The organism is Bacteroides sp. OM05-10AA (genome assembly GCF_003439055.1).
Taxonomy (GTDB): Bacteria; Bacteroidota; Bacteroidia; order Bacteroidales; family Bacteroidaceae; genus Bacteroides; species Bacteroides intestinigallinarum.
Genome location: NZ_QSUR01000033.1, coordinates 1 through 24,740, shown reverse-complemented (window position 1 = coordinate 24,740; position 24,740 = coordinate 1). Strand labels below are relative to the sequence as shown.

The following is a 24,740-nucleotide window of genomic DNA, read 5'->3' as shown; positions in this document are numbered from 1 at the left end:
CAAATCTACAAAATTATGAAAATTAAACTACTATTGATAAGTTTCTTACTGGCCGCTAATGCATTAGGAGCCGCCGCCCAAGTGAGTAAGACGTATTATGTGAGTAAGCCCGGTACGCTGATTTCCATGATGACTGAAGAGGAAGCCAACAGTGTCACCCACCTCACACTGACCGGAAAACTGAATGCAGAGGACTTCCGGCATCTCCGTGACGAATTTGCCAATCTGAAAGTATTGGATATTTCGAACGCAGAAATCAAAATGTACAGCGGAAAAGCCGGTACTTATCCCAATGGAAAATTCTACATTTATATGCCGAACTTCATCCCTGCCTATGCTTTCTCGAATGTGGTAGGCGGAGTGACCAAAGGTAAAGCCACACTGGAAAAAGTGATCCTCTCCGAGAAAACGAAGAATATCGAAGATGCTGCTTTCAAAGGCTGTGAGAATCTGAAAATCTGTCAGATCCGGAAAAAGACAGCTCCCAACCTGCTTCCGGAAGCATTGGCAGACAGCGTTACCGCCATCTTCGTCCCTCTGGGCAGCAGCGACGCTTACCGCTACAAAGACAGATGGCAGAATTTTGCTTTCATCGAAGGTGAACCGGTAGAGACTACCCTGCAAGTGGGTGCAATGGGTAAACTGGAAGAAGAGATCCTGAAAGCGGGACTGCAACCCAGAGACATCAACTTCCTGACCGTTGAAGGGAAACTGGATAACGCTGACTTCAAACTTATCCGCGATTATATGCCGAATCTCGTATCGGTTGATATTTCCAAGACAAATGCAACGGCTATCCCCGACTTCACTTTCTCGCAGAAGAAGTATCTGCTGAATATGAAATTACCTCATAATCTGAAATCAATTGGACAGCGTGTATTTAGTAATTGCGGTCGTCTGTGCGGCACGCTGGAATTACCGGCCAGTGTAACGGCTATCGAATTCGGTGCTTTTATGGGATGCGATAATCTTCGCTATGTATTGGCTACGGGAGATAAGATCACAACGCTGGGAGATCACTTGTTCGGGGATGGAGTTCCGAGTAAGTTGGTTTATAAGAAATAAAAGAATTGAGGGCTGTCTAAACTTCAAACTTACTAAAGACAGCCCTTTTCTTATTTAAAAGAAACATGCTTTTGACCAGTTTTAAGCAGAATACATATATTCATGATTATTTCACATATAGGCTGTTTCCTCTTCCTAAAGCATAGCTTTTGCCCACCTAAAGCTAAGCTTTCCGTTCTCTAAAGCTATGCTTTTTACTTATACTAAAAGAAGTTTCACACTTCTCCTACTAAAAACTCATTTCTCTATTCTCCTTCACCTTTCTTCTGAACTCCTGATAAATAACCTCTTTCTAGGTGAAGATAAAGCTTTTCATCATTACATTCATCGTATTGCATATCGAAAAAAGTCATTACAGTACTTTCTAAAAATCATCGCATTAATTGTAGAAAACATCCCAATGTTTAAAAAAGAATATCCCAATGAAAAAAATAATCTATTAGCATATTCTATTTAACTATTAGCATATTTCTAAGCAAAGTGAAAAAGACGGTGTAAGAGCGTCCCTTCACCCGTAAACACACTATTTATCAGGAATCCGGAAGAAAGGTGAAGGGCAGAAAAATAACTACGCTCGAGAAAGAGAATTGAATATTAATTATGCACATAATGCTTCTGTCCTGTTATTACAATCAAAGTTACAATTACAGACATAGGGATTAGTAGTATTTTTCAATTCCCCCAAATCCTTTTATCATTTTATTTTCCTTCGTTTTATTGATGAAGTTGTTCAATCGCTTTTCAAATTCTTCGGGCCGTTTTCTGGCAGCTTCAATGTATGCAATTCGGATACGTCTATACGCATCGGAAAATTGTTGGTAATTCTCCCATACTGTTTTATCCTCTTTCAGTTTTCCGATGATATCATTCGGGAAGACAAAAGGGGCTGACAATACTTCTCGTATATTATCTTCCCAATCAGGGTGAATCATATTATGTTCCAGCAACCATTTCAGTCTCTCTTTGTTGGCTTGCGAGTAGGAACTTTTAGGGTTTCTGGGTGTGAAATGCTGGATTTTATGTTCTTTGTCGAGCGCCTTTATGGTGCTGTCGATCCATCCGAAGCAAAGGGCTTCTTCGACAGCGTCGTTGTATGTAACACATTTTTCGCCCGAAGATTTGGAGGGGAATACAAACCAAACGTCATTGGCGTTTTCAAAGTTGTCTGCCAGCCATTTTCGCCAATCTTCTCTGTTTTCAAAATATTTTATTTCCATAGTGCTAAAAAGAACAGCAACCCATTGTTGAGAATAGGTTGCTGTTAAATTGGTTATTCATCAGACTTCATGTATGGGAGTCAGGAGCTTTTATTCGTCCGGTCACTTATTTGTCTCCGTACATCTTCGCCCGCAATTCCTTAATATGGTCGGAAGTGATATATTCGTCATATTCCATCATCTTGTCGATGATACCGTTCGGTGTCAGTTCGATGATGCGGTTGGCAACGGTCTGGATAAATTCGTGGTCATGAGACGAGAAGAGGATATTTCCTCTGTACGTCTTCAGGTTGTTGTTGAATGCCTGGATAGATTCCAAGTCCAGATGGTTGGTCGGAGTGTCCAGAATGAGGCAGTTTGCATTGCGCAGCTGCATACGGGCAATCATACAACGCATCTTCTCACCTCCGGAGAGTACGCTTACTTTCTTCAGCACCTCTTCGCCGGAGAAAAGCATACGGCCGAGGAAGCCTTTCATATATACCTCATTGCCTTCTCCAAACTGGCTCAACCAGTCTACCAGGTTCAGGTCGGTATTGAAGAAATCGGTGTTATCCAGCGGCAGGTAAGCAGTGGTGATGGTTACCCCCCAGCTGAAGGTACCTGCATCCGGTTTCATGTTTCCGTTGATAATTTCGAAGAAAGCAGTCATCGCGCGCGGATTGCGTGACAGGAATACCACCTTGTCACCTTTCTCTACGTTGAAGTTCACGTCGTTGAAGAGCACTACGCCTTCTTCCGTCTTCTTGCTCAATCCGGAAACTTCCAGAATCTGGTTGCCCGGCTCGCGTTCGGGAGTGAAGATGATGCCCGGATACTTACGTGAAGAAGGTTTGATTTCTTCTACGTTCAGTTTCTCCAACATCTTCTTACGGCTCGTTGTCTGCTTGCTCTTCGCTACGTTCGCGCTGAAACGGCGGATAAACTCTTCGAGTTCTTTCTTCTTCTCTTCAGCCTTCGCCTTCTGGTTCTGTTGCTGACGGAGAGCCAATTGGCTGGATTCGTACCAGAAACTATAGTTACCGGCAAACATATTGATTTTTCCGTAGTCGATGTCTACGGTGTGTGTACATACAGAGTCGAGGAAGTGACGGTCGTGGCTTACCACCAATACGGTATGCTCGAAGTTGGCAAGATATTCTTCCAACCAGGTCACTGTTTCCATATCCAAGTCATTGGTAGGCTCATCGAGCAAGAGGTTGTCCGGATTTCCGTACAATGCCTGCGCCAGCATGACACGTACTTTTTCCTTACCACTCAATTCACCCATCAATACGTAATGCTTATCTTCTTTCACGCCCAGTCCGCTCAACAGCATGGCTGCGTCGCTTTCCGCATTCCATCCGTCCAACTCGGCAAATTTTTCTTCCAATTCGGATACTTTCAGTCCGTCTTCGTCTGTGAAATCTTCTTTTGCATACAATTCTTCGCGTTGCTTCATGATGTCCCACAACACGGTATGTCCCATCATGACGGTATCCATGACGGTATATGAGTCCCACTTGAAGTGGTCCTGACTCAACACCGAGAGACGTTCGCCCGGTCCGAGCGCAATCGTACCTGTTGTCGGGTCCAGATCTCCGTAAATCGTACGAAGAAACGTAGATTTTCCCGCACCGTTCGCACCGATAATACCATAACAATTACCACTCGTAAACTTCAGGTTTACGTCATTAAATAACACTCTTTTACCAAACTGAACCGATACGTTCGAAACTGTAATCATCTTATTATTTACTATTTTACTAGTTACTATTTACTATTTGAGCGTGCAAAGGTAGACATTTAAAATGAATTATGAGCTATCTGATATGTGCCAATCTGACATAAAAGTGTTACCTTTGCTGCGTTTTTTGGCAAAACGGCCAACTTGGCAAAGTTTTTGCAGACGAAATCTGTGACATCCGGTCAGTCCGGTATGTTTATAAGCGGTATCTTGCATAGATAACGTGTGTTTCTAAATAGTAAATAATAAAATAGTAAATACCAAGATGGATCCGAAAGAAAAAAAAGTGAAGGAAGAGGAACTGAATGTGGAGGAAACTCACAATCCTGCGGAAGACCAACCGCAAAACGAACAAGCAGAGGGAACCGCTCCGCTGACTCATGAAGAGGAGTTGGAAAAGGAACTGGAAAAGGCTCAAGAAGCGCTTGAAGAGCAAAAGGATAAATATCTGCGCTTGTCTGCCGAGTTCGACAATTATCGTAAACGCACTTTAAAGGAGAAGGCCGAACTGATCCTGAATGGTGGCGAAAAGAGTCTTGGCAGTATTCTTCCGGTAGTGGACGACTTCGAACGTGCCATCAGGACGATGGAAACGGCAACGGATGTCAATGCCGTAAAAGAAGGGGTGGAACTGATTTACAATAAATTTATGGCTGTTCTGGCTCAAAATGGTGTGAAAGTCATCGAGACGAAAGACCAACCGCTGGATACTGATTTCCATGAAGCCATCGCGGTAATCCCCGCACCGTCGGAAGCACAGAAAGGTAAGATTCTGGATTGTGTGCAGACGGGGTATACACTGAACGACAAAGTGTTGCGCCACGCCAAAGTGGTAGTAGGGGAATAAGGATTCGCAACCCATAAAACTCATAATTTTTAAAGAAGCATGGCAGAAAAAAGAGACTATTACGAAATATTGGAGGTGACGAAGACAGCCACAGTAGAGGAGATTAAGAAAGCGTACCGTAAGAAAGCAATCCAGTATCACCCTGACAAGAATCCGGGGGATAAGGAGGCGGAAGAGAAATTTAAGGAGGCGGCCGAGGCTTATGACGTGTTGAGTAACCCGGAAAAGCGTTCGCGTTACGATCAGTTCGGTCATGCGGGAGTGAGCGGTGCGGCAGGCAATGGCGGTCCGTTCGGTGGTTTCGGTGGCGAGGGGATGTCGATGGATGACATTTTCTCTATGTTTGGCGACATCTTCGGTGGCCGCGGCGGCGGTTTCGGGGGAGGCTTCGGAGGGTTTAGCGGATTTGGCGGTGGAGGAGGTTCACAGCAACGCCGGTATCGCGGCAGTGACCTTCGTGTGAAAGTGAAGCTGACGTTGAAGGAGATCTCTACCGGAGTAGAAAAGAAGTTTAAACTCAAAAAATATGTGCCGTGTGACCAGTGTCATGGCACGGGTGCCGAAGGTGACGGCGGTTCGGAGACTTGTCCTACTTGTAAGGGTAGCGGCTCCGTGATCCGTAACCAGCAGACTATTCTGGGCACTATGCAGACTCGCGTCACTTGTTCTACTTGTGGCGGTGAGGGTAAGATTATCAAGAACAAATGTAAGAAGTGTGGTGGCGACGGAATCATTTACGGTGAAGAAGTGGTATCTGTAAACATCCCTGCCGGAGTGGCAGAGGGTATGCAGCTTTCTATGGGTGGTAAGGGTAATGCCGGCAAGCACAACGGTGTGGCAGGCGACTTGCTGATTCTCGTAGAGGAAGAACCGCATCAGGACTTGATTCGCGACGAGAATGATTTGATTTATAATCTGTTGCTTAGTTTCCCGACTGCTGCTCTGGGCGGAGCCGTGGAAATTCCGACTATCGACGGCAAAGTGAAAGTGAAGATTGATTCGGGTACTCAACCGGGTAAGGTGCTTCGTTTGCGCGGCAAGGGATTGCCGAATGTGAACGGGTACGGAACGGGGGATTTACTCGTCAACATCAGTATCTATGTGCCGGAAGCGCTCAATAAAGAGGAAAAGAGCACGCTCGAAAAGATGGAGGCTTCGGACAACTTCAAACCTAACACGTCGGTGAAGGAGAAGATTTTCAAGAAGTTCAAGAGTTTCTTCGATTAATATAATAATTTAGGCACGGATTACACGGATTTCACGGTTTTTAGTGTTGTCATTGCTGCAAAGTAACCGCGTTAATCCGTGAAATCCGTGCCTAAAAAAGATAGAAATTTATTAGTGACAAGTACTTAACATATAAAAGTGAGCTGCAATCTTTTTTGTGGCTCACTTCTGTTTTTAGAGCTTGTCCTTTTAAAAAAAAGACATATATTTGTGTAGCAAATAAATAGAGACTAAATATAGACTTCAAGTATGGCAGAACCTTTTAAGAATATGTATAACGAGCAATTTTTCGATCTATTTACGAAAGATTTGAAACTTGTTATCGATGATTTTGATGCTCACGGGTTTGTTTCTCAAGTTATGGATGATGAATGGGAAGGCAGGGAACTTAAACAGCGCTGCATACATATCACTACCATTCTGAAAAAGTTTTTGCCGGCAGATTACAAAGAGGCAATCGCTAAGATTCTTGAGTTGTTGGATTATGTAAAAAGTACGCGGCCTGATTTTTCGGTGATAGATGATACGAAGTTTGGATTGATGCTGGAGTATGGGGCGATTCTGGATAATTATGTCGAGCAATATGGGTTGGATGATTATGAAACGTCTGTCAAGGCGATAGAGAAAATCACGCAGTTCACAAGTTGCGAGTTTGTGACTCATCCTTTTATTATAAAATATCCGGATAAAATGATGAAGCAGATGTTGGTTTGGTCGAAACATGAGCATTGGGGAGTAAGGCGGCTTGCGTCAGAAGGTTGCCGTCCGCGTTTGCCTTGGGCGATGGCTTTGCCGAATCTGAAGAAAGATCCGACACCTATCATTCCTATTTTGGAGAATCTTAAAAATGATCCGGCAAGATTTGTACGGTTGAGCGTTGCCAATAATTTGAATGATATTGCGAAAGATAATCCGGAAATTGTCATTGATTTGGCAAAGAAATGGAAGGGGGAATCGAAAGAGGTAGACTGGATTATTAAACACGGTTGCCGGACGCTCTTAAAGCAAGGGATTCCGGAGGTGATGGAGTTGTTTGGTTTTGATTCTATCAGAAATAATATTAGTGTGGAGGATTTTCAGATTTCAAGTCCTAAGGTTAAAGTCGGGGATTCGTTGGAGTTTGGTTTTAACTTGTTGAATCATAGCAATAAGACAATCAAAATACGGCTTGAATATGGTATTTATTACCAAAAAGCAAATGGAACGCTGACGAAGAAAGTTCATAAAATCAGCGAAAAAGAATATACCGGGAATTCTACCACACGAATAACGCGAAAGCACTCTTTCCGTGTGGTTACAACGAGAAAATTCCATCTCGGGCTTCATCAAATTGCTATAATAATCAATGGGAGTGAATTTGAAAAATATGATTTCGATTTGATTGAGTAATTCGATTGCTGCAACAAATAATATAAATCCTCGATTCTCCGGATGAAAATCGAGGATTTTTTATTTTGATTACTACTATCTTCTTCCTAATACCCCGGATTCTGTTTCAACCTCTCATTCATCACCCGTATTTTCTCCGGTATAGGAAATACGGTTGTATATCCACTTGCCTCATCCGGCAGTTGCGGACGGCTGCTGTAAGCTCTTGTAAACTTCCCGAAGCGGACTAGGTCCTGACGTCTCCATCCTTCCCAAGCCAGTTCCAGCTGACGTTCGGCAAGGATATTCTCTAAAGTGGCAGTGCGAGGAGAAGCGTTGACACGGCTACGAACTTCATTGAGTTCTTCATCTCCGTTTGCTCCGTTCCGGACTTTCGCTTCACTCTTCATCAACAAAGCGTCTGCATAGCGGAACAATACAATGTCATTCTCCATCAACTTACCGTCTTTTGTGGCAGTCGGGTCGACTTCATACTTTTTCATGCGGGCTCCTGCGGTTTGTTCGTATGGGGTGTCTGTTATATCCAGAGATACTTTCCAGGGCAGATATTCCAGTACCGTTCCATTATCCAGTTTGATTATGTTTCCTTTCAGGTCGTGGACAATTCCTGCAAAATAGCAAATATCAAAACGGGGATCTTGTTCCGCGGTTTCATAACCGAAAGTTTCGAGGGCTTCAATGGTGGCGCTGGGACCGTTCTCACCGCTTAGTCCGTAAGCCTTGGCGTGATTATAGTGGCGGGAACGGAAGAGATATTGCATCTGGTTGGTATACAGAGTTTTGTTCATCGGGATAGTGAAGACATTCTCTACAGACGGTTCGTTGAATATGGAGAAATTCGTTTCGTATTCCGGTTCCAGTTTGTAGCCCATAGTCTTGAGTTGGTCACAGTAGTAGATGACTGTTTCCCAAGCATTGAGTTCGCTGCCGTTCACAGTGAACTTTATATTTTTTCCGTCCGGACGTTGTCCGTCCGTCCAATCATTGTCTGTATAAACTTCGGAGTTCAAAGCCAGTTTGGCCAGTAAGAAACTTACCACGGGGCGAGTGATACGACCATAGTAAGGGCCGGACTGGTTGCTATGTGCATCGCTCAACAAAGGAGCCGCCTCTTGCAATTCCTTGACAACAAAGTCAAAGACCGTTTTCCGTTCACTTTGCACTACATCTTTCATTGCTACGGAAGAGGATTGAACTAGCGGGATGCGTCCGAACAAATCCATCAGGTAATAATAATACATAGCCCGCATGGCACGTACTTCGGCACGGTATGCCGGCAGTTCCGTAGCGGAATGAGTTTCGGCGAATTTGTCTATCCGTTCCAGTGATTTGTTACTTAACATGACGACTTTATAGAGATATTCCCATGTAGCCTGAATGGCATCATTCTCTATTCCCCAATCGTGCAGGTAAAGTCCTTGCCAAAAACCACCGTCATACCAGTCACCTCCACGGGTGGGGATAATGGCTTCGTCGGAGGTAAAGGTGTTCAGATCGTAGACTCCCCTACCCGTTCCCTGCAATCCCTGACTATCACTATAACCGCCTACGTATGTATAAAGCGAAGCTACTGCATTGAGATATACTTCCGAGATCGTATTGTAAACGTCATCTTCGGGTAACTTATCTTTCGGATTTTCCTCCAAAAACTTACTACATGAGAATAAACCCAGGCACGCTATAAGAAGAAAAACCAGCACTCCCGAAGGAGGTAAGATCTTCTTTGAAAGCTGTTCCGCTATCCTTGAAAGCTGTTCTTCTTTCTGCAAAAAACGACTTTTATTTTTCATATATTGTTTCATCATCTCCTCCTCCATTAAAAGTTAATACTCAATCCCAGTGTGTACGTCCGCGCCAACGGGTATCCTCGTTTATCATCCACGCCTAAAGTGGAGTTCACCGTTGAACTGTTAATCATGGGTGAAAGTCCCGAATAACCGGAAATGGTTGCCAGGTTGTTGACTGTAAATGCCAGACGCAGGGAACGGACATATTTCTTCAGTTTCTGCACTTTCTCAATCGGCACGTTCCAACCCAGCGTCACATAGTCGAAGTTGACATAATCTCCCTTTTCCAACCAATAGTCAGTGGCGGTTTGATCCTTGATGTTCTGTTTCGGGGCTTTCTTCATTACGTTATAGTCGGGAAATATATTCATGTTCATATAGGTCAGGGAGGTTCCGTTGTAGATTTTATGTCCGAAAGCTCCGTTAATCTGCAAAGACAAGTCGAAACGCTTGTAGCGGAAACTGATGTTGGAGCCAAGAATCGTTTTAGGTACGGCTTGTCCTGCCACGTAGCGGTCTTCACCATCTTCAAGGCTGACACCTCCGCCATTCAGATCGGCGATGCCATAGGTGTATCCACCGTTTCCATCGGATTCGAGTCCCGTACTGTGGGGAAGATAGAACACGCCCAACGGTTGACCCACCATCTGATATACGATGTGGTTGTATCCTCCGTGAAAGCCGGCTCCGTCAAGGCTGGCAAGACTTTTATATTCGGGGGCAGAAAGCATTTCGCCGTTGTACATACCGCTTAATGAGAGCAGTTTGTTGCGCTGGAAAGTGATATTGGCATTGATATTCAGTTCCATATCCTTGGTCTTCAAGGGGGTGATGCCGATGGCGATTTCCGTACCCCAGTTGCGCATGGAACCGATGTTGGCAAGTAAGGTGTTATAGGTGAAAGGCGGTACGCTTACGTTGTAAAGGTAAAGCATGTCTGTGGTTCGGGAGTTGTAATAGTTGGCGGAAAGCAGCAGGCGGTTGCCGAAAAGAGCTACGTCGATACCGGTATTAAAGGTATGTTTCACTTCCCATTTCAGGTCGGGATTCGTGTTCCGTAAGTCTCCTAAAGATACGACGGCGGAGTTTCCGACGGGGACTACACCGTTCGGCTTTACAAGGTTCAATGTAGTGTATGAGTCAATCCCGCTCTGATTACCTGCCAAACCGTAGCCAATACGGAATTTCAGATTATCCACCATCGGCAACTGCTTCATAAATTCTTCTTCACTAATCACCCATGCGGCAGATGCGGAGGGGAAGAATCCCCATTTATGGTTCGCTCCGAATTTGGAGGAAGCATCTGTACGGGCGTTCAGCGTCAGTACGTAGCGGTCGGCGTATGTATAGTTGAAACGTCCCATGAAAGATGCCAGACGGGGTTGGTCGTAGTAAGAATTAGTGCCTTCCCACAAGCGGAGTGCGCCTGCCTGAAGATTATTATACCCGAATTTGTCGGTGCTGAAATTGCTTACTGTTGTATAATATCCCGTGTAGGTTTCTTTTTGAAGTTCGGCAAGTGCCAACACGTCAAAGAAATGTTTTTTCCAGTTTTTCTTATAGGTCAGCATCATGTTGCCCAGCAAGGATTCTCGCTTTTTGGTTCCTTTGTAAGCCTGGCCGTTCGCCCAGACGGAGGTGGGGAGGTATTGCGAATTTTCCACGATATTATAGGTATAGGCACCGAAGAGGTTTAGTTTCAGTCCTTCCAGCAGATTGAAAGTCAGACGGGCGTGCGTGCTGATGTGCGAAGTGGCATCATCGTCCTGCACTTCCATCCATGCCAATGGATTGGTGATTTGGCTGGCAGTCGTTATTCCGTCCCAGGAATTGGTGACGGGGTCTTTATGGTTGGGATAGGTGGGGTTGAATGTGGCTGCCGAATAGAACGTTTTCTGATAATCCACCAGATTATGATTCTTCTGAATGGAACCGAACATTCCCAGCTCGCAGTTCAGGAAGCCGTCGAACATTTTCTGATTCATGTTCATATTCGAAGTGAAGTTTTTCATGTCTTCATTCAGAATCACTCCCTGACGATCCATGAAACCAAGAGAAACGCGATAGCTGGACTCACTGGAACCGCCATAAAAGGCGATGTGATGGTTTTGTTGTAGTCCTGTCTGTTCAATCTCTTTCTGAAAATCGGTGTTATTTCCTTTGTCCAGAATGGAAATGCCGCGTTCCGAGGCGACACGGCGGTACTCATCGCCGGACAGCATTTTCAGATTCTTGTAGACGGTGGAAACTCCGAAGCTACCGTTGTAGGCTACCTGTGTTCTGCCGCTCATTCCTTTTTTGGTGGTGACTTCAATCACACCGGAGGCTCCTCGTGAACCGTATTGTGCGGTTTCGGAAGCATCTTTCAAAATGGTGAAGCTCTCAATATCCGTAGGGTAAATGGAGGTGAGCATACTCAAGTCGCCAAATACTCCGTCGACGATTATCAAAGGGTCATTGCCACTGGTCAGTGAGGTGGTTCCCCGCAGGCGTACCGCATCCAAGGCTGCCGGACCGTTTGATCCGCGTTGGATGGTCAAGCCCGGCACACGTCCGCGGATTGCTTCCAAAGGGTTCGTTATCTGGTCTTTATTCATCTGTGTCTCCGTAATCTTCTCTACGGAACCGGAGAGAGTTTTCAAACTTCCGGTGGCATATCCAACAGTTATCAATGAGTCTATGGGCGTGACGGGAATCTTCTGCGCCAAGGTGCTCTCGCACGGAATTACCAGAAGAAGAAGGCTGTAGAAAATGAGTCTAGCGTGTTGTACCATATTCTTAGTTTTTAAGGTAATAATACAAATATAACAAAAAAAGAGGGAATCTGGTTGAGTAGATTCCCTCTTTTATTCATAAATGATATTGACAATGTCTATTTCACGATTATCTCATCCGTAAATATCCAACCTCCGAATTCGCTTCCGGCCTGTGCCTGGTAACGTACGTATCTTCCTTTGGCTTCTCCCTGCCATGAAATATCCGTAAACCGGATAGGGGTTTCTTTGCTCACTTCAAAGTGTTGTTTTTGCAACTCCGTGAAGTTAATCCCATCATCGGAAATGGAAATAATCACTGTCTCCGGCAGGAATACTTCCGCGCCGACCACTTGCATAAAAGCGGCGGTGACGGAATGGATAGGGGTTTCTTTTTCCATATCAATCGTCACATCGAGACGGTTGTCCGAGATAAATCCTTGCCATGAACCATCACCATAAGTCCAGTCACCACGTATGCCGTCTGTCAGAGCTGTGTTGCCCTGTGCGGGATAATGAGGGCTGTAGGGAGAGTTATAGATCACTTTTTTACCGAGCGCCAAATGGCTGACTGGTTGAAGAGATTCGGGACGGCTGCCGATTTCTTTGCTCAAATCGAAAGGATGGTATCCTTTTTTCTGTAAATCGGCCACTGCTGACAGTGCGCGGGTATGGAAATCGGGCCACGACTTACGTTCCGGAGCCGACCAGGCTACTTCCGCCAATGCCAGCATACGGGGATAAATCATATATTCCACGTGTTCGGGAGTAGGGATATATTCCACCCATAGGTTTCCCTGCACGCCGTAGACTAACTTTGCCTGCTCCGCAGTTAAGGAAGCGGGAACAGGATCGTAGGCATATACTTTCTTCAATGGCAGGTAGCCGCCGATAGCTTCCGGCTGGGAGTACGGGGCGTCCTGATAGCTGTCCATATAACAGTATGCACCCGGCGTCATGATGGCATGATGGCCGGAGGTGACGGCAGCGATACCACCCTCTTCTCCACGCCACGACATAACGGTTGCATTGGGCGCAATGCCTCCTTGCAGAATCTCGTCCCATCCCAAGAGACGGCGTCCGTGATTGTTGAGGAACTTTTCGATACGGTGTATCAGATAGCTTTGCAGCTCGTCTACATTGGCCAGATGCTCGTCTTTCATTCTCTTCTGACATTTCGGACAGGTCTTCCAAGCCGATTTACCGGCCTCATCACCTCCTACATGAATGTATTCGGAAGGGAAAAGTTCCATAACTTCCGTCAGTACATTCTCCAGAAAGGTGAAAGTTTCTTCATTGCCGATACAGAAATCGGAGTTCTTGTAAGGTTCTCCCGAACAGGATAGCTGCGGGTAGGCAGCCAGTACTTCTTCCGAATGGGAAGGCATTTCAATCTCCGGAATCACGGTGATATAGTGCTGACGGGCATATTCCAGTATTTCACGAATATCGTTCTGGGTGTAATAGCCGCCGGAAGCTCCGGGTTCATCGTAACGGAGGTATTTACGTCCACCGTTCCACCATTTCTTCCAAGTGGGGTCTGTACGCCAGGCTGCAAAATCGGTCAGTAAAGGGTATTTCTTGATTTCAAGCCGCCAGCCTGCCGCATCGGTCAGATGCAGGTGCAAACGGTTGATTTTGTAATATGCCAATGCATCTATCTGCTTCTTTATAAACTCTTTGGTAGAGAAATGGCGGGATACGTCCAGCATCAGTCCGCGGTAAGCAAAACGCGGGGTGTCTTCTATCTCGACAGAGGCTACGGAATAGCTGCCTGTGCCCGCCGGTTGCATCAGCTGTAACAGGGTTTGCATTCCATAGAATAATCCGGCTCCCGAAGTTGCCCGGATCTCGATTCGTTGAGGGGTGACGGAGAGTGTATAGCTTTCCGGTGATGGCAATTGGGGGGTCTTGGGGGTTATCAATAAGAAAAGCATCTGTTTCCTGTCTTTCATTCTCGCTTCTTTCAATTGAACAGGCAATGCTTTCAGGTAATTCTCCCAGAGTTCCGCTTCTCCACCTTGCAGGTTTGTATAAAGTTTTGTCTTTTCTGACAGTAAAAAAGAGCCCGTCCCCTGCTCCATTTTTAATGGGACAGGTATGACGGACTGTGCCAGAATGGGATGTGCATGGAAGCACATCCCCAATATCCATAAGAAAAGACAAACTTTAGGGTGTTCTTTTCTTATATTCATTAATCAATTTTGATTTCGTCTACAAATAAAAATGCGTTTTTACCTTTTCCTCCATGCCATGCCGGAAGTGATTTCTCCGGTGAAGCAATGACTCTCACGTATTGGGTGGTCACAGGAGCAAAGGTTAGTTTATGCTCAACGATTCCGTCTTTGTCTGTCTCTTTCATCTCCGGATATTCTTCGGAAGCAATCTTTTTGAAGGTCTTGCCATCATCTGAAGTTTCTACGGACAGGTTTCTGGCATCAAATACCCAGTCTCCTTTTGCTACATTGGTAGAGATTGCCACGCTTGAGATTTCAGTAGGTTGCTGGAGGTCGATAGTCATATCCATGTCGTTTCCGTTGAAAGCGATCCAACGGCCTGACTTGTAGCTGCTATTTCCTTTCAGACCATCTATCAAAGTGGAAGCTCCTTTGAACAGGTATTGTTCATTGATAGGCTGATTGGCTACAATCGGCTTCATGCTGGATTTGCTGAAATCAATCTTCTCTGTCACTGTCTTGCTTTCGCCGTTGGGACGAATGGCTTTGGCGGACAGGGTTACATTTTCCTTGATTTTCAATACTCCTTCGTAAACAGGGGAAGCGGCAGTAGGTTCTGTGCCGTCTAATGTATAGTAAACAGGGGCACCGTCGATGGTAGACAGGGTAACGTCCATTGTTCCTTCTGCCGGATTCGGGTCAAACTCGGCTTGTACGTCAAATACGTGTTTAGCGTAATTGTATCCTTCTGCATCGTACCACTTAATCAGTTGTGGAAGACGGGACAGGAAGTTGGCATAGTTTTTCTTTTCGGGGCTGGACCACTGAATTTCACACAAAGCAGCCCAACGAGGCAATACCATGTATTGTGCATGCGGGAAGGTAGCGATGTATTCTGTCCAGAGGTTGGCTTGCACTCCCTTGATGTATTTCTGTTCTTCCGGAGTAAGAGAAGCCGGCATCGGCTCGTAGCTATACACTCTCTCCATCGGCAGATAACCACCGATACCGAACGGTTCGTTTTCGATGTCTTTAGCTTGGTAGTAGTCGAAATACAGGTAGGTGTTCGGTGTCATGATGACATCGTGTTTCTGCTTCGCAGCTTCGATACCACCTTTCTCACCACGCCATGACATCACGGTAGCATTCGGAGCAAGTCCGCCTTCGAGGATTTCATCCCAACCGATGATCTGACGTCCGTGGTCGTTCAAGAATTTCTCAATATGGTTGATGACAAAGCTCTGCAAACGTTCTTCTTTACTGTGGTTCTGGTCAGATTTCAGCCCCAATGCTTTGATACGTGCCTGGCATTTCGGACATTTTTCCCATCTCACCTTCGGACATTCGTCGCCACCTACATGGATGTATTCCGACGGGAAGATTTCAATCAGTTCACCAAATACATCTTCAAGGAATTTCAAGACTTGGTCGTTTCCGGCACAAAGCACATCTTCGGATACACCCCATTGTCTCCATACTTCGTACGGGCCACCGGTACAACCCAGTTCAGGATAAGCGGCAAGGGCAGCTTGCATGTGTCCCGGAAGGTCGATTTCGGGAATAACTGTAATATAACGTTCGGCAGCATACGCCACTATTTCTTTCGCCTGTTCCTGTGTATAGAAACCACCATAAGGCTTACCGTCATATTCGCCGGAGTTACGTCCGATAACTGTTTCTGTTCTCTTGGAACCGATTTCTGTCAGTTTCGGATATTTCTTGATCTCCAAACGCCAGCCCTGGTCTTCCGTAATATGCCAATGGAAACGATTCATATTGTGCAAAGCCATCATATCGATATAAGTCTTTACTTCATCTACTGTAAAGAAATGACGGCTGGTATCGAAATGCGCGCCACGATAGCCAAAGCGGGGAGCGTCATTGATTTCTACGGCTGGCATGGCAATATCCGTACCGACAGCCACAGGCAATGATTTGCGTAGGGACTGGATGCCATAGAATACGCCGGCTTCCGTAGGACCGGTAATCGTGATTCCATCACCGGTAACTTTCATCTGGTAGGATTCCGGATTTTCGTTCTCCGTGCCTAATGCCAGTACGATTGCGTTTTTACCTTCTGTTCCGGCTTCAATGGCGAAATCCTTTCCGGTAGCCGTTTTCAGATAGTCTGCCAGGAATTTTGCGTTGCGTTGCATCTTCTCGTTTCCTTCCGGATAGAGAATTTTCACACTGCTCTTGAGGATGAAGGGACTTCCTTGAGCGGTTACAATTTCTTGTGGCATGGGGATGATCTGGTAGTTGGCTTCCTGTTGCGCCGATTGGCAAGAGGCAAAAAGTCCTGCTAGTGCCAGACATCCGGTTAATTTTAAGAGTTGCTTCATAAACTAAAAAATTAGGTGTTAAGTTATTAATAGATTAATTATAAGTTTCACGAATATGTTTGATTGTCAAAGGCAGTTCCTCTCCTTTCTTTATTTGGGGAGAAGTGATAACGACCGTTTTACGTTCTCCGGGAAGAAGGTCGAAAAAGTTGTCGCTGAAACGGGCTCCCTGCAAAGGAATTTCAATAAAGACATCTTTTGCAAGAGCGGGAGAAAACAATGTCAGTTCACACATGCCGTCTTTCTGTTTTATCTTGCAGGAAACGGTTGTTTCAGGCAGAAGCAGGTCTTTTGTTTTTCTAAAGAAGTATACGGTTTCGGCAAGGGTGTTTCCTGCCTTGTCTTTCAGGGTCAGTTGCATGAAACAGCGTTGCTGTTCTTCCGGTGATAGCCAGGTGTCGGGTTTTATACGGTACACGCATTGGGAAGTGTTAGCCGGAACTGTCAATGTGTTGAGTCGTATCGGCTTGCCTTGTTTCTTTCCGTCAAAGTCTGTTACTTTCATTTCCAACATCAGGTGGTCTTTGGTGTCCGGACAGTCGGAAATCAGGTAGATATTGAGGCTGTCGTTCTGCTGGATAGGATTGATGAGGATTGGAGCAAAGGCTCGTTTGGCTTGGTAATGCAGGGCTTTCCAGTTACCGTAATAGTCGATGCTCGACCAGGATACTACCGGCCAGCTGTCATTCAGTTGCCAATACAGGGTACCCATACAGTAAGGACGGTTCCGACGGTGTGCTTCCAGTCCGTGACGCATTCCTTGCCCTTGCAGCACTAGTCCGACATAGACAAAGTCTTTAAATTTTTCGGGGATGATATAGTCGCGCTCCATGTAGGTACAAATCAGGGCGTTGCCGATGCTGCTTTTCTGATGAGCATTCATCACTTCCGATTCTATCTGATAATCTTCCGGAGCGGCGAAAGTGGAGATGGTCTTCATTTCCGGGAAGGACTGAAAACCGAATTCGCTCATGAAACGGGGCAGGTCTGTATCGAGTGACTCGAATGTTTTTTGACCATACCAGACTTCCCAGTTATGGCTGTCTCCTATTCCCCAGGATTCAGGACGCCCCCAGTTGGCAAAATACGGGGAGCTGTGTATGTAGAAACGGTCGGCATCCAGTTCTTTAACCTTGGCTGGAAGGAGCTGATGGAACAGTTTGTCGTAGCCTCGAAACATTTCCTGATAGATTTCGGGCGGGAAGTTCTTGTCGAATCCCCAATATTTTAAGGCTTCCAGTATTTCGTTATTACCGCACCACATCGCCAGGGAAGCATGATTGCGAAGGCGACGGATGTTATAGCAGGCTTCCGCCTCTACCCTTTTCAGGAAGGTGGGGTCGGACGGATAGGGAGTGCAGGCAAACATGAAGTCTTGCCACACCAGTATTCCGTTTTCATCTGCCAGGTCATAGAAACGGTCATCTTCGTACGTTCCACCTCCCCATACACGAATGACATTCATGTTCGCTTCGCGGATGTCGCGGAATAAGGTTTGGTAGCGTTCGGTAGTGACGTTAGTCAAGAGTGCATCCTGGGGGATGTAATTGGCTCCTTTGGCAAACATAGGTACACCGTTTACTTCAAAATAGAAGGATTCTCCGTCTTTATCTTTTTCATTAACGAGGCGAACGGTACGCAGTCCTATCCGGTGCGATTGCTCGGCTACGACTTTATCTTCTACTATGATTTGGGCGGAGAAATCATACAGGGCGGGCTTTCCCCATCCATTCGGCATCCAACGTACGGGGGATGCCACTTCGGAAGGTATGGAAACATGATTGATTCCGGGCTGTAAGGTGATTGCCTGGCTGATGCTTTTTTCTGCACTTCCTTCGAATGAGGTATTGATTCTCACCTCTGCCTGAAGTGGCCGGGGGAGTATGTTGTTTATTTCTAATTCATTAGACAGGTTTGCGAGCTGGTCGGTCAGTGCGAGTTGCTTTATGTGGTAGTCACTGATAGAAGCTGCGTCATAAAAACGGATGGTCACCGGACGCCAGATACCGCTGGTCACCATGCGGATTCCCCAGTCCCAGCCATAGCTGTAAGGGGCTTTACGGGAGAATATGCTTAAATGTTTGTCGTGATGGTCGTTGTCTGCCGGATAGTTGAATCCGTTCGAGTTATATTGAGGCAGTGTCTGCCGGATGGGGGAATGAAAATAGATGTGAAGAAGGTTTTCTCCGATACGGAGTTGGGACTTGACGGGTATGGTATAACCGACAAACATGTTATCGGCTTTCAGCAACAGTGCTCCATTGAGGTATACATCGGCGTATGTGTCAAGGCCTTCAAAAACCAATTGGGCGTCATCCCGTTTCAGTTGTTCGGGGGTAACTATAAAAGCAGTCCGGTATTCCCAGTCTTCATTTTCCACCCACTGAATCTTTTGTTCATTGATGCCATAAAAAGGATCGGGAAGTTGTTTATGGTTAATAAGATCCTGATGAACGGTGCCCGGAACCTGTGCCGGTCGCCACAGCTCTGTCCCTGCCTGGGAAAACTCCCAGCCTGTATTTAGAACGACAACTTCGGAATTGTCATTGCTCTGTGCATATGCCATACTGCAACAGCATAGTAGTTCACATGCTATTTGAGCCTTTTTTCCGATCAAATTAATCATCATAGTGGGGGCATTAGATATTAACGGATTCAAAGATATTATTTTTTCAGCAAATTTCACTGATAATTTAACAAAATAATGCAGACTAACATAGCACTTTGGGGGAAATGCTGCAGAAGCTCCCATCTTACAACCTTTATCGGGCTTTGGAAAGTAGTTCATTCATTGAAGTTGAATGTTCTGAACCTACGATTGCGGAGCCTCTGCTTTAAAAGTGGAGGCGGGCAATTCATCCTTGTTCACCAGATTGGCCCGGGTGAAAGGTTGCCAACCATAACGAACATACCGCGGATGTTTCACTTTCTCACTATACACTTTCAGTCGTCCTGCTTCCACCTCGGCAACTGCCGGATAATAGATTCCGTCTGTTTCGGCCACTTCGAAAGTCCGCAACGGCAACCCATCTGCACTCGTTAGTCCATCTCCATAATCAAAAGTAATGTATACTACCTCTCCGGAAAAATCTGCCTGATGGAATAAGGGACCGGAAGAAGTGACGTGAGATTTATCATAAGTTTTACTTAATGCCCAACGGGCTAAACGTTCGCCTATCGGTCTTTTATTTCTGGGATGCACGTCTAATGAATCTCCCCAATCGCTCGACACAGCCATGCCCGTATAAGGAATTTCATTCATCATCCTACGCTGGCTGTCGCGGAAACAAGGCCATGACGGACGATCTATGCTCGATAACTGCACGTAATAGAACGGCATCGCCACATCTCCCCAGTTCTGACGCCAGCTATCGACGAGTAATTTGAACAGTTTCTCATGGGCTTCATAGTTATGTGTATTCGATTCGCCTTGATACCAGATCACTCCTTTGATCGGATATTGTTCTAATGAACGTATTCCTGCTTCATACAGATAGCAAGGTTCGTAAGGATGACGTTGCAGGTTGTCCTCTGACTTTTTTATATTCAGACTTGCCCGTTCCCGTACCCAGTCCTGAATAAAATCATTCTTTCTCCAATTGCACAGGATGGCCGGGAAGTTATGTTCTAATGTATTCCGATCTATCCAGGCTTCCGTTGGCGAGCCGCCAATGGCATTACAGATCAATCCCACCGGAACTTGCAGACTGTCCTGCAACATTTTTCCGAAAGCATAGGCTACAGCAGAAAAAGAAGCTGCCGTTTTCGAAGTAGAGGCTGTCCACTTGGTGTCTTTATAATACTGAAGATGATTCAGGGAATCGAGAACAGAGCTATCCCACTCGACTGCATTCGTAGCCCAACGACATTTCATATCAAACAAACGGATGTTGTCATTATTCGCCGCTGCCATGTCTTCCTTGGCGGTAGAAGAAGCTCTCAACATAAATTCCATATTTGATTGCCCGGAACACAGCCAGACCTCACCTGCCAATACATTATTATATTGAAGTTTTTGTTTCGCGGTAGCAACTGTCAATGTATAAGGACCTCCAGCTTTCAGAGGTTGCAGGCGGATACTCCATTGTCCGTTAGAAAGGAGGTTCGTCGTATATCGTTGGCTGGCTATACTGACTGTCACTTTATCTCCCGCATTGGCAACTCCATGAATCGTCAACGGACAGCCATGTTGCAAAACCATATTATCCGTATAAAGCTGGGACAATCGTAATCCGCCCAAGATACGCTTCTGTACAGATTGTGCAGATAAGGCTGCACAGCATATCAAACAAAACGACAATATGAATATCTTTTTCATTTCTTCGTTATATAAGATTTCATTATTTCTACTCACTTCAGAGATCCTTAACCTCAATTATATTCTCCGCGTTTTCGGGGCTTACTGTATCTTTCTCTCGGGCGAATAAACCAGTCCTTTTACTGCATCCTCACCATCAAGCGTTACAAAGACGGTAGTAAACATCCATTTAACCAAACGCACTTCTTCCATCTTAAATTTGCCGACTGGCAATTTTAGAAGTACTTTATTCCATCCTTTATTCAAAGATACTTTCAATGGAGGCCGGGCCACACAGTTCTCGTTTCCCAATGCGATTTCTGCACTTTTCACCCGATGGGTGGCAGACCATACCGGAGGCAGAATCTCCTGGTCGTTAATCCAGATGCGGCTCTCTTTATAATCCCATTTTCCGGGCAATGGAGGTAAATCGTTTTCCGAACGTCCGTAGTTCTGAAATTCAGCCCACAAGCCTACTTCCTGATCTTTCGGGGAGTAAACGTATGTATATGCATAGGCCGTGTGATTCTCCTGCGGGTCTTCATAAAACGTTGGAATTATTTTTCCCCAGACGTGACGAAGATAGATGCCGGCACCAATAGCAGAACTCACTTTATATTCTTTTCCCTCATATAAGTAGCTATCTTTCAGTTCCTGTTCGGGAGGAAACACTTTTGTCAGATCACCTTCATTCGGAAATGCTTCTGTAATGTTCCATTTTACATTGGTCTGTTTCACATAAGCAAAAGGATATCCTTTAAACGTATGTTCTTTATGCCAAAGCATTCTCTTTTCGAAATCGGCAAAAGCCTTAAATTCAGGTTGTTCTTCCGAACGAAGAATGGTTCCATTCTTATCAAAATATTCTGTTCCGCCTCCACGCCAGGCGCGCTCTGCGAGGGCAAGCACATTCGGATAGAAATTATTTTCAAGGATTATGTTACGTTCAGGAGCTACCAGACGGTCATTCCATACAGCTACTATGGCACCTGCCATATCATCACTTCCCTGTTCCTTATTATATATGCGACTGTTATAAAGACCGATAATATCGCCAAAAGTATCAAAGTGGTTTAAATAATGAAATCTCGAATCAATGACAGGAATACCCTCCTGCGCCTTACCGCGATAACTCCACAAATGAGTCATATCTATTTCTCCCGGTTGGTAATGCCATCCGGGATTCCATGAGATTACTTTTTTCCCGTTAGCACGCACGTGTGCAATCATTTCGGGCACAAACTTCGGATTGGTAAATTTGACTTCATCCGTACCAATATGAATATAAGGTACGTCAAAGGTTTCGCAGACTTCATCCATCAGGAGTTTCAGTATTTTCATTCCCTCGGGACTTTGCATATCATGACGAAATGCACGGATAAAAGCTGCACTATGTCCCGGCATATCGAACTCCGGTATGAGAGTCATATTATGAGCTTTACAATATGCCACTAGTTCTTTTGCTTCTTCTTGTGTATAGAATTTGCCGGGCATCCGGGTGGTGTTGACGCTGTCATTCAGCACGGGGAATATCTTGCTTTCCAATCGCCATGACTGGTTCTCTGTCAAGTGCCAATGGAATACATTTATCTTATAACGAGCAAGAATGGCTATTTCACGTTTCAACTCTTCCATCGAAATATAGGTTCTTCCTACATCGTGCATGAATCCCCTGACCCGAAAAGCCGGCCAGTCGAGAATTTCACAACCTGCAAAAACTGTCTTTTTACCTTTCACATTCTGGAGTTGGGCCAAAGTTTGCATCGCCCAGTATACGCCTCGTTCGCTGACTGCTTCTACCTGAATTTTATGGGCTGATACTTTCAACTGATAGGCCTCATCCTGATTTACAGGCACTCCATATAAAGCCGGGACAAAACTTACCTCAATAATAGAAGAAGCATTGTCAGTCGTTACTCCTCCCCTTTCAAGAATAAAGTTTTCCCATTCCTGTTTGAGTGCAGGAGTAGAAAGCCGGACTTTTCCCAATGTAAAGTCGGATTTCAGAGAAGAATATCGTTGCGGTTCGGGAAGCAGATGAGCGCCATCTGCCAGAACCGTAGAAGTTGTGTTAAAGCTAATAAGAAAAAGGAATAAAAAAATGATTCTGTTTCTCATTGCATCTCTATAATTTAAAATTGGGGGGATGGAGAGTATTTATTTCACAATATCTTTTAGTTTGATAGACTGAAAAGTCATGTGTGCCACACTGCTCTCATATAGAATACCGATTGTCTCTTTATCAATCATCGTCAGGCAACTATATCCCCATCCTTCTGCTTCGTCGAGCATGATTTGATGTTCGGGCAACCAGGTAAGTCCTTTATCCAGACTTGCTTTTATTGTTATATGATTGCGCCCTTTAGTTGTATCCGGATTTGAAAACAGCAGGAGGTCTTTATTCAAAACGTTGTCCTTGGCATCGACATGAATCAGACTGGCCATACATACCGGTTCCTGAAGTGCCTTACGTGAAGACGGATGTTCTGTCCAGGTTTTTCCCAAATCTTTGGTTAGGGCGACAGCACGGCTTCCTCCTCTATTATCACGCATATTCAGCATTAATACTCCCGGTTCTATTTCAGCAACTTGTGCTTCCGTTGTATTAGTCCGTGCCAGATGATGCATTTTCCATGTTTTTCCCCGGTCTTTACTATACATGATTCCTGCATTCGGGATACGGGTAGAGTCGATAAACTGTGTTGGAAATACTAATGTACCGTCGCTCATCGTTATTCCTCGTCCTGGACCTTGAAGCAGAAAATACCAGGAGGGATCTTTTACCTGTTCTGTTATATTGATCGGTTTCGACCAGGTTTTACCATCGTCTGTGCTCTTTGCCAATACCAGCTGTGCGGTATGGTTTATATCCATTCCCGGATGGGAGCTCCACCAGGCACGTTGATTACCCATACCATGGGTCCATGCGGCAACCACCCAGACGGTATTCGTTTGGGTATCTACCAAAATAGAGGGATCTCCTACCCCATTCTGTGCTTTAGGCAAACCGCCATACTCACCAAATGAAAGCGGAAGACGCATTTTCTCCCAGCTCTTCCCTCCGTCAGTGCTACGACTCAAACCCACATCTACATATTCCTGTAAATCGGCACTACTATTATATCGGACATCGTACACTCCCAATAATGTTCCTTTATTGGTTGTCACTAATCCGGGAATACGGAAGGAAGCAGATCCATCATTACCGGCATGACGAACTCCGACTGCCATCCGGTGAGTAATATTCTTCGGAGAAATAAATTTACAATAGAGTTCTTTTCCATCCACTCTTACAGCACGTAAATCAGAGACTACTTTAGTATGCAAAGAGGCATCTGTTTTCATCTGCAAACTGATCCAAAAAAAGTTGACACCTGGAAATAATTTGTAATTACCTCTTAATACAACTTTTTCCGATGGTCCGACCTCTGCACATTTTATGGAATAGGAAGGATTAGCCGCCAATGTTACACCTGGTCGATGGCTAGATATATACTCTACAGGGGCAAAGCGATTTTTGTTTTGATCTTGTAAGGCCTCTGTTCCTCCATAATAGAGTTTGATTGCCTGAACATCCGCTAAATTGGTACTTTTACTGAAATTTAAAACTACTTCATCGAGCATCTTGCTTTCCTTTGCATCCAACCGGATATAGAACAGAACATTGTCCTGCCGCTCTATCAAAACCGGGATTTGTGTTTCATGGATAAGCACTGTGTCTGAAGCTTTTACGTCAAAAGAATAGCCTAATAAGATAAGGAAAAGTAAATAAAAAATTCTTCTCATAATGGGGGTATTAGTTAGTTTAACGCGATAAAGATAAAACTTTTCTACCATAATACAGCTATGCAAACAGTTAACTTTCATTTTACCAAGTTCTGGTAGGACTAGTCAACACCTTGACCACTGTTCT

At 45.1% G+C, this 24,740-nt stretch carries 14 protein-coding genes; 4 read left to right on the top strand and 10 right to left on the bottom strand.

The features are described from left to right. Positions 1-15: 15 nt before the first annotated feature. Positions 16-1,065: a leucine-rich repeat domain-containing protein gene (locus DXB58_RS21245; RefSeq protein ID WP_122138216.1), complete on the top strand. Its 1,050-nt coding sequence runs from the start codon at positions 16-18 to the stop codon at positions 1,063-1,065. A gap of 659 nt (positions 1,066-1,724) precedes the next feature. On the opposite strand, the gene DXB58_RS21235 is transcribed toward DXB58_RS21245, so the two are convergent. Further along, positions 1,725-2,282 (bottom strand): YdeI family protein, encoded by a 558-nt coding sequence (locus DXB58_RS21235; protein ID WP_122138195.1) that lies wholly within the window; start codon positions 2,280-2,282, stop codon positions 1,725-1,727. 106 nt (positions 2,283-2,388) lie between these two features. After that, positions 2,389-4,008, bottom strand: coding sequence for an ABC-F family ATP-binding cassette domain-containing protein (locus DXB58_RS21230; protein WP_122138194.1), 1,620 nt, complete (start codon positions 4,006-4,008; stop codon positions 2,389-2,391). 265 nt (positions 4,009-4,273) lie between these two features. Between DXB58_RS21230 and DXB58_RS21225 the strand changes: the two genes are divergently transcribed. From DXB58_RS21225 to DXB58_RS21215, 3 genes are all read left to right on the top strand, one after another. After that, the gene (locus tag DXB58_RS21225) at positions 4,274-4,855 is read left to right on the top strand and encodes a nucleotide exchange factor GrpE (protein ID WP_122138193.1); all 582 of its coding nucleotides are present in this window, start codon (positions 4,274-4,276) and stop codon (positions 4,853-4,855) included. Between the two features lie 39 nt (positions 4,856-4,894). Continuing rightward, positions 4,895-6,082 (top strand): molecular chaperone DnaJ, encoded by a 1,188-nt coding sequence (gene dnaJ, locus DXB58_RS21220; RefSeq protein WP_122138192.1) that lies wholly within the window; start codon positions 4,895-4,897, stop codon positions 6,080-6,082. 249 nt (positions 6,083-6,331) lie between these two features. Beyond that, complete coding sequence (locus DXB58_RS21215) at positions 6,332-7,471, top strand: DNA alkylation repair protein (RefSeq protein WP_122138191.1); 1,140 nt, start codon at positions 6,332-6,334, stop codon at positions 7,469-7,471. A gap of 86 nt (positions 7,472-7,557) precedes the next feature. Here the strand turns inward: DXB58_RS21215 and DXB58_RS21210 are convergent, their stop codons facing one another. The 8 genes from DXB58_RS21210 to DXB58_RS21175 all read right to left on the bottom strand — a co-directional run bounded on the left by DXB58_RS21210 (position 7,558) and on the right by DXB58_RS21175 (position 24,613). Next, complete coding sequence (locus DXB58_RS21210) at positions 7,558-9,276, bottom strand: RagB/SusD family nutrient uptake outer membrane protein (RefSeq protein WP_122138215.1); 1,719 nt, start codon at positions 9,274-9,276, stop codon at positions 7,558-7,560. Positions 9,277-9,287: 11 nt separating this feature from the next. Next, on the bottom strand, positions 9,288-12,032 hold the full coding sequence (locus DXB58_RS21205; RefSeq protein ID WP_122138190.1) for a SusC/RagA family TonB-linked outer membrane protein: 2,745 nt from the start codon (positions 12,030-12,032) through the stop codon (positions 9,288-9,290). A 98-nt stretch (positions 12,033-12,130) separates the two neighbouring features. Further along, positions 12,131-14,206 carry a family 20 glycosylhydrolase gene (locus tag DXB58_RS21200; RefSeq protein ID WP_122138189.1) on the bottom strand — a complete coding sequence of 692 codons (2,076 nt, stop codon included), beginning with the start codon at positions 14,204-14,206 and terminating at the stop codon, positions 12,131-12,133. After that, on the bottom strand, positions 14,206-16,530 hold the full coding sequence (locus tag DXB58_RS21195; protein WP_122138188.1) for a family 20 glycosylhydrolase: 2,325 nt from the start codon (positions 16,528-16,530) through the stop codon (positions 14,206-14,208). The genes DXB58_RS21200 and DXB58_RS21195 overlap by 1 nt, the downstream gene beginning before the upstream one ends. A 34-nt stretch (positions 16,531-16,564) precedes the next feature. Continuing rightward, on the bottom strand, positions 16,565-19,159 hold the full coding sequence (locus DXB58_RS21190) for a glycoside hydrolase family 2 protein (RefSeq protein ID WP_122138187.1): 2,595 nt from the start codon (positions 19,157-19,159) through the stop codon (positions 16,565-16,567). 183 nt (positions 19,160-19,342) lie between these two features. Next, entirely contained in the window at positions 19,343-20,848 is a 1,506-nt protein-coding gene (locus DXB58_RS21185; protein WP_122138186.1) for a sialate O-acetylesterase, read from the bottom strand. Between the two features lie 81 nt (positions 20,849-20,929). Beyond that, the gene (locus DXB58_RS21180; protein WP_122138185.1) at positions 20,930-22,945 is read right to left on the bottom strand and encodes a family 20 glycosylhydrolase; all 2,016 of its coding nucleotides are present in this window, start codon (positions 22,943-22,945) and stop codon (positions 20,930-20,932) included. Between the two features lie 39 nt (positions 22,946-22,984). Beyond that, positions 22,985-24,613: a sialidase family protein gene (locus DXB58_RS21175; protein WP_122138214.1), complete on the bottom strand. Its 1,629-nt coding sequence runs from the start codon at positions 24,611-24,613 to the stop codon at positions 22,985-22,987. Positions 24,614-24,740: the final 127 nt, after the last annotated feature.

What these genes read in the sequence shown, in the direction of transcription:
- DXB58_RS21245 (WP_122138216.1), top strand. Translation starts at nt 16, where the DNA reads ATGAAAATTAAACTACTATTGATAAGTTTCTTACTGGCCGCTAATGCA.
- DXB58_RS21235 (WP_122138195.1), bottom strand. Translation starts at nt 2,282, where the DNA reads ATGGAAATAAAATATTTTGAAAACAGAGAAGATTGGCGAAAATGGCTG.
- DXB58_RS21230 (WP_122138194.1), bottom strand. Translation starts at nt 4,008, where the DNA reads ATGATTACAGTTTCGAACGTATCGGTTCAGTTTGGTAAAAGAGTGTTA.
- DXB58_RS21225 (WP_122138193.1), top strand. Translation starts at nt 4,274, where the DNA reads ATGGATCCGAAAGAAAAAAAAGTGAAGGAAGAGGAACTGAATGTGGAG.
- dnaJ (WP_122138192.1), top strand. Translation starts at nt 4,895, where the DNA reads ATGGCAGAAAAAAGAGACTATTACGAAATATTGGAGGTGACGAAGACA.
- DXB58_RS21215 (WP_122138191.1), top strand. Translation starts at nt 6,332, where the DNA reads ATGGCAGAACCTTTTAAGAATATGTATAACGAGCAATTTTTCGATCTA.
- DXB58_RS21210 (WP_122138215.1), bottom strand. Translation starts at nt 9,276, where the DNA reads ATGATGAAACAATATATGAAAAATAAAAGTCGTTTTTTGCAGAAAGAA.
- DXB58_RS21205 (WP_122138190.1), bottom strand. Translation starts at nt 12,032, where the DNA reads ATGGTACAACACGCTAGACTCATTTTCTACAGCCTTCTTCTTCTGGTA.
- DXB58_RS21200 (WP_122138189.1), bottom strand. Translation starts at nt 14,206, where the DNA reads ATGAATATAAGAAAAGAACACCCTAAAGTTTGTCTTTTCTTATGGATA.
- DXB58_RS21195 (WP_122138188.1), bottom strand. Translation starts at nt 16,530, where the DNA reads ATGAAGCAACTCTTAAAATTAACCGGATGTCTGGCACTAGCAGGACTT.
- DXB58_RS21190 (WP_122138187.1), bottom strand. Translation starts at nt 19,159, where the DNA reads ATGATGATTAATTTGATCGGAAAAAAGGCTCAAATAGCATGTGAACTA.
- DXB58_RS21185 (WP_122138186.1), bottom strand. Translation starts at nt 20,848, where the DNA reads ATGAAAAAGATATTCATATTGTCGTTTTGTTTGATATGCTGTGCAGCC.
- DXB58_RS21180 (WP_122138185.1), bottom strand. Translation starts at nt 22,945, where the DNA reads ATGAGAAACAGAATCATTTTTTTATTCCTTTTTCTTATTAGCTTTAAC.
- DXB58_RS21175 (WP_122138214.1), bottom strand. Translation starts at nt 24,613, where the DNA reads ATGAGAAGAATTTTTTATTTACTTTTCCTTATCTTATTAGGCTATTCT.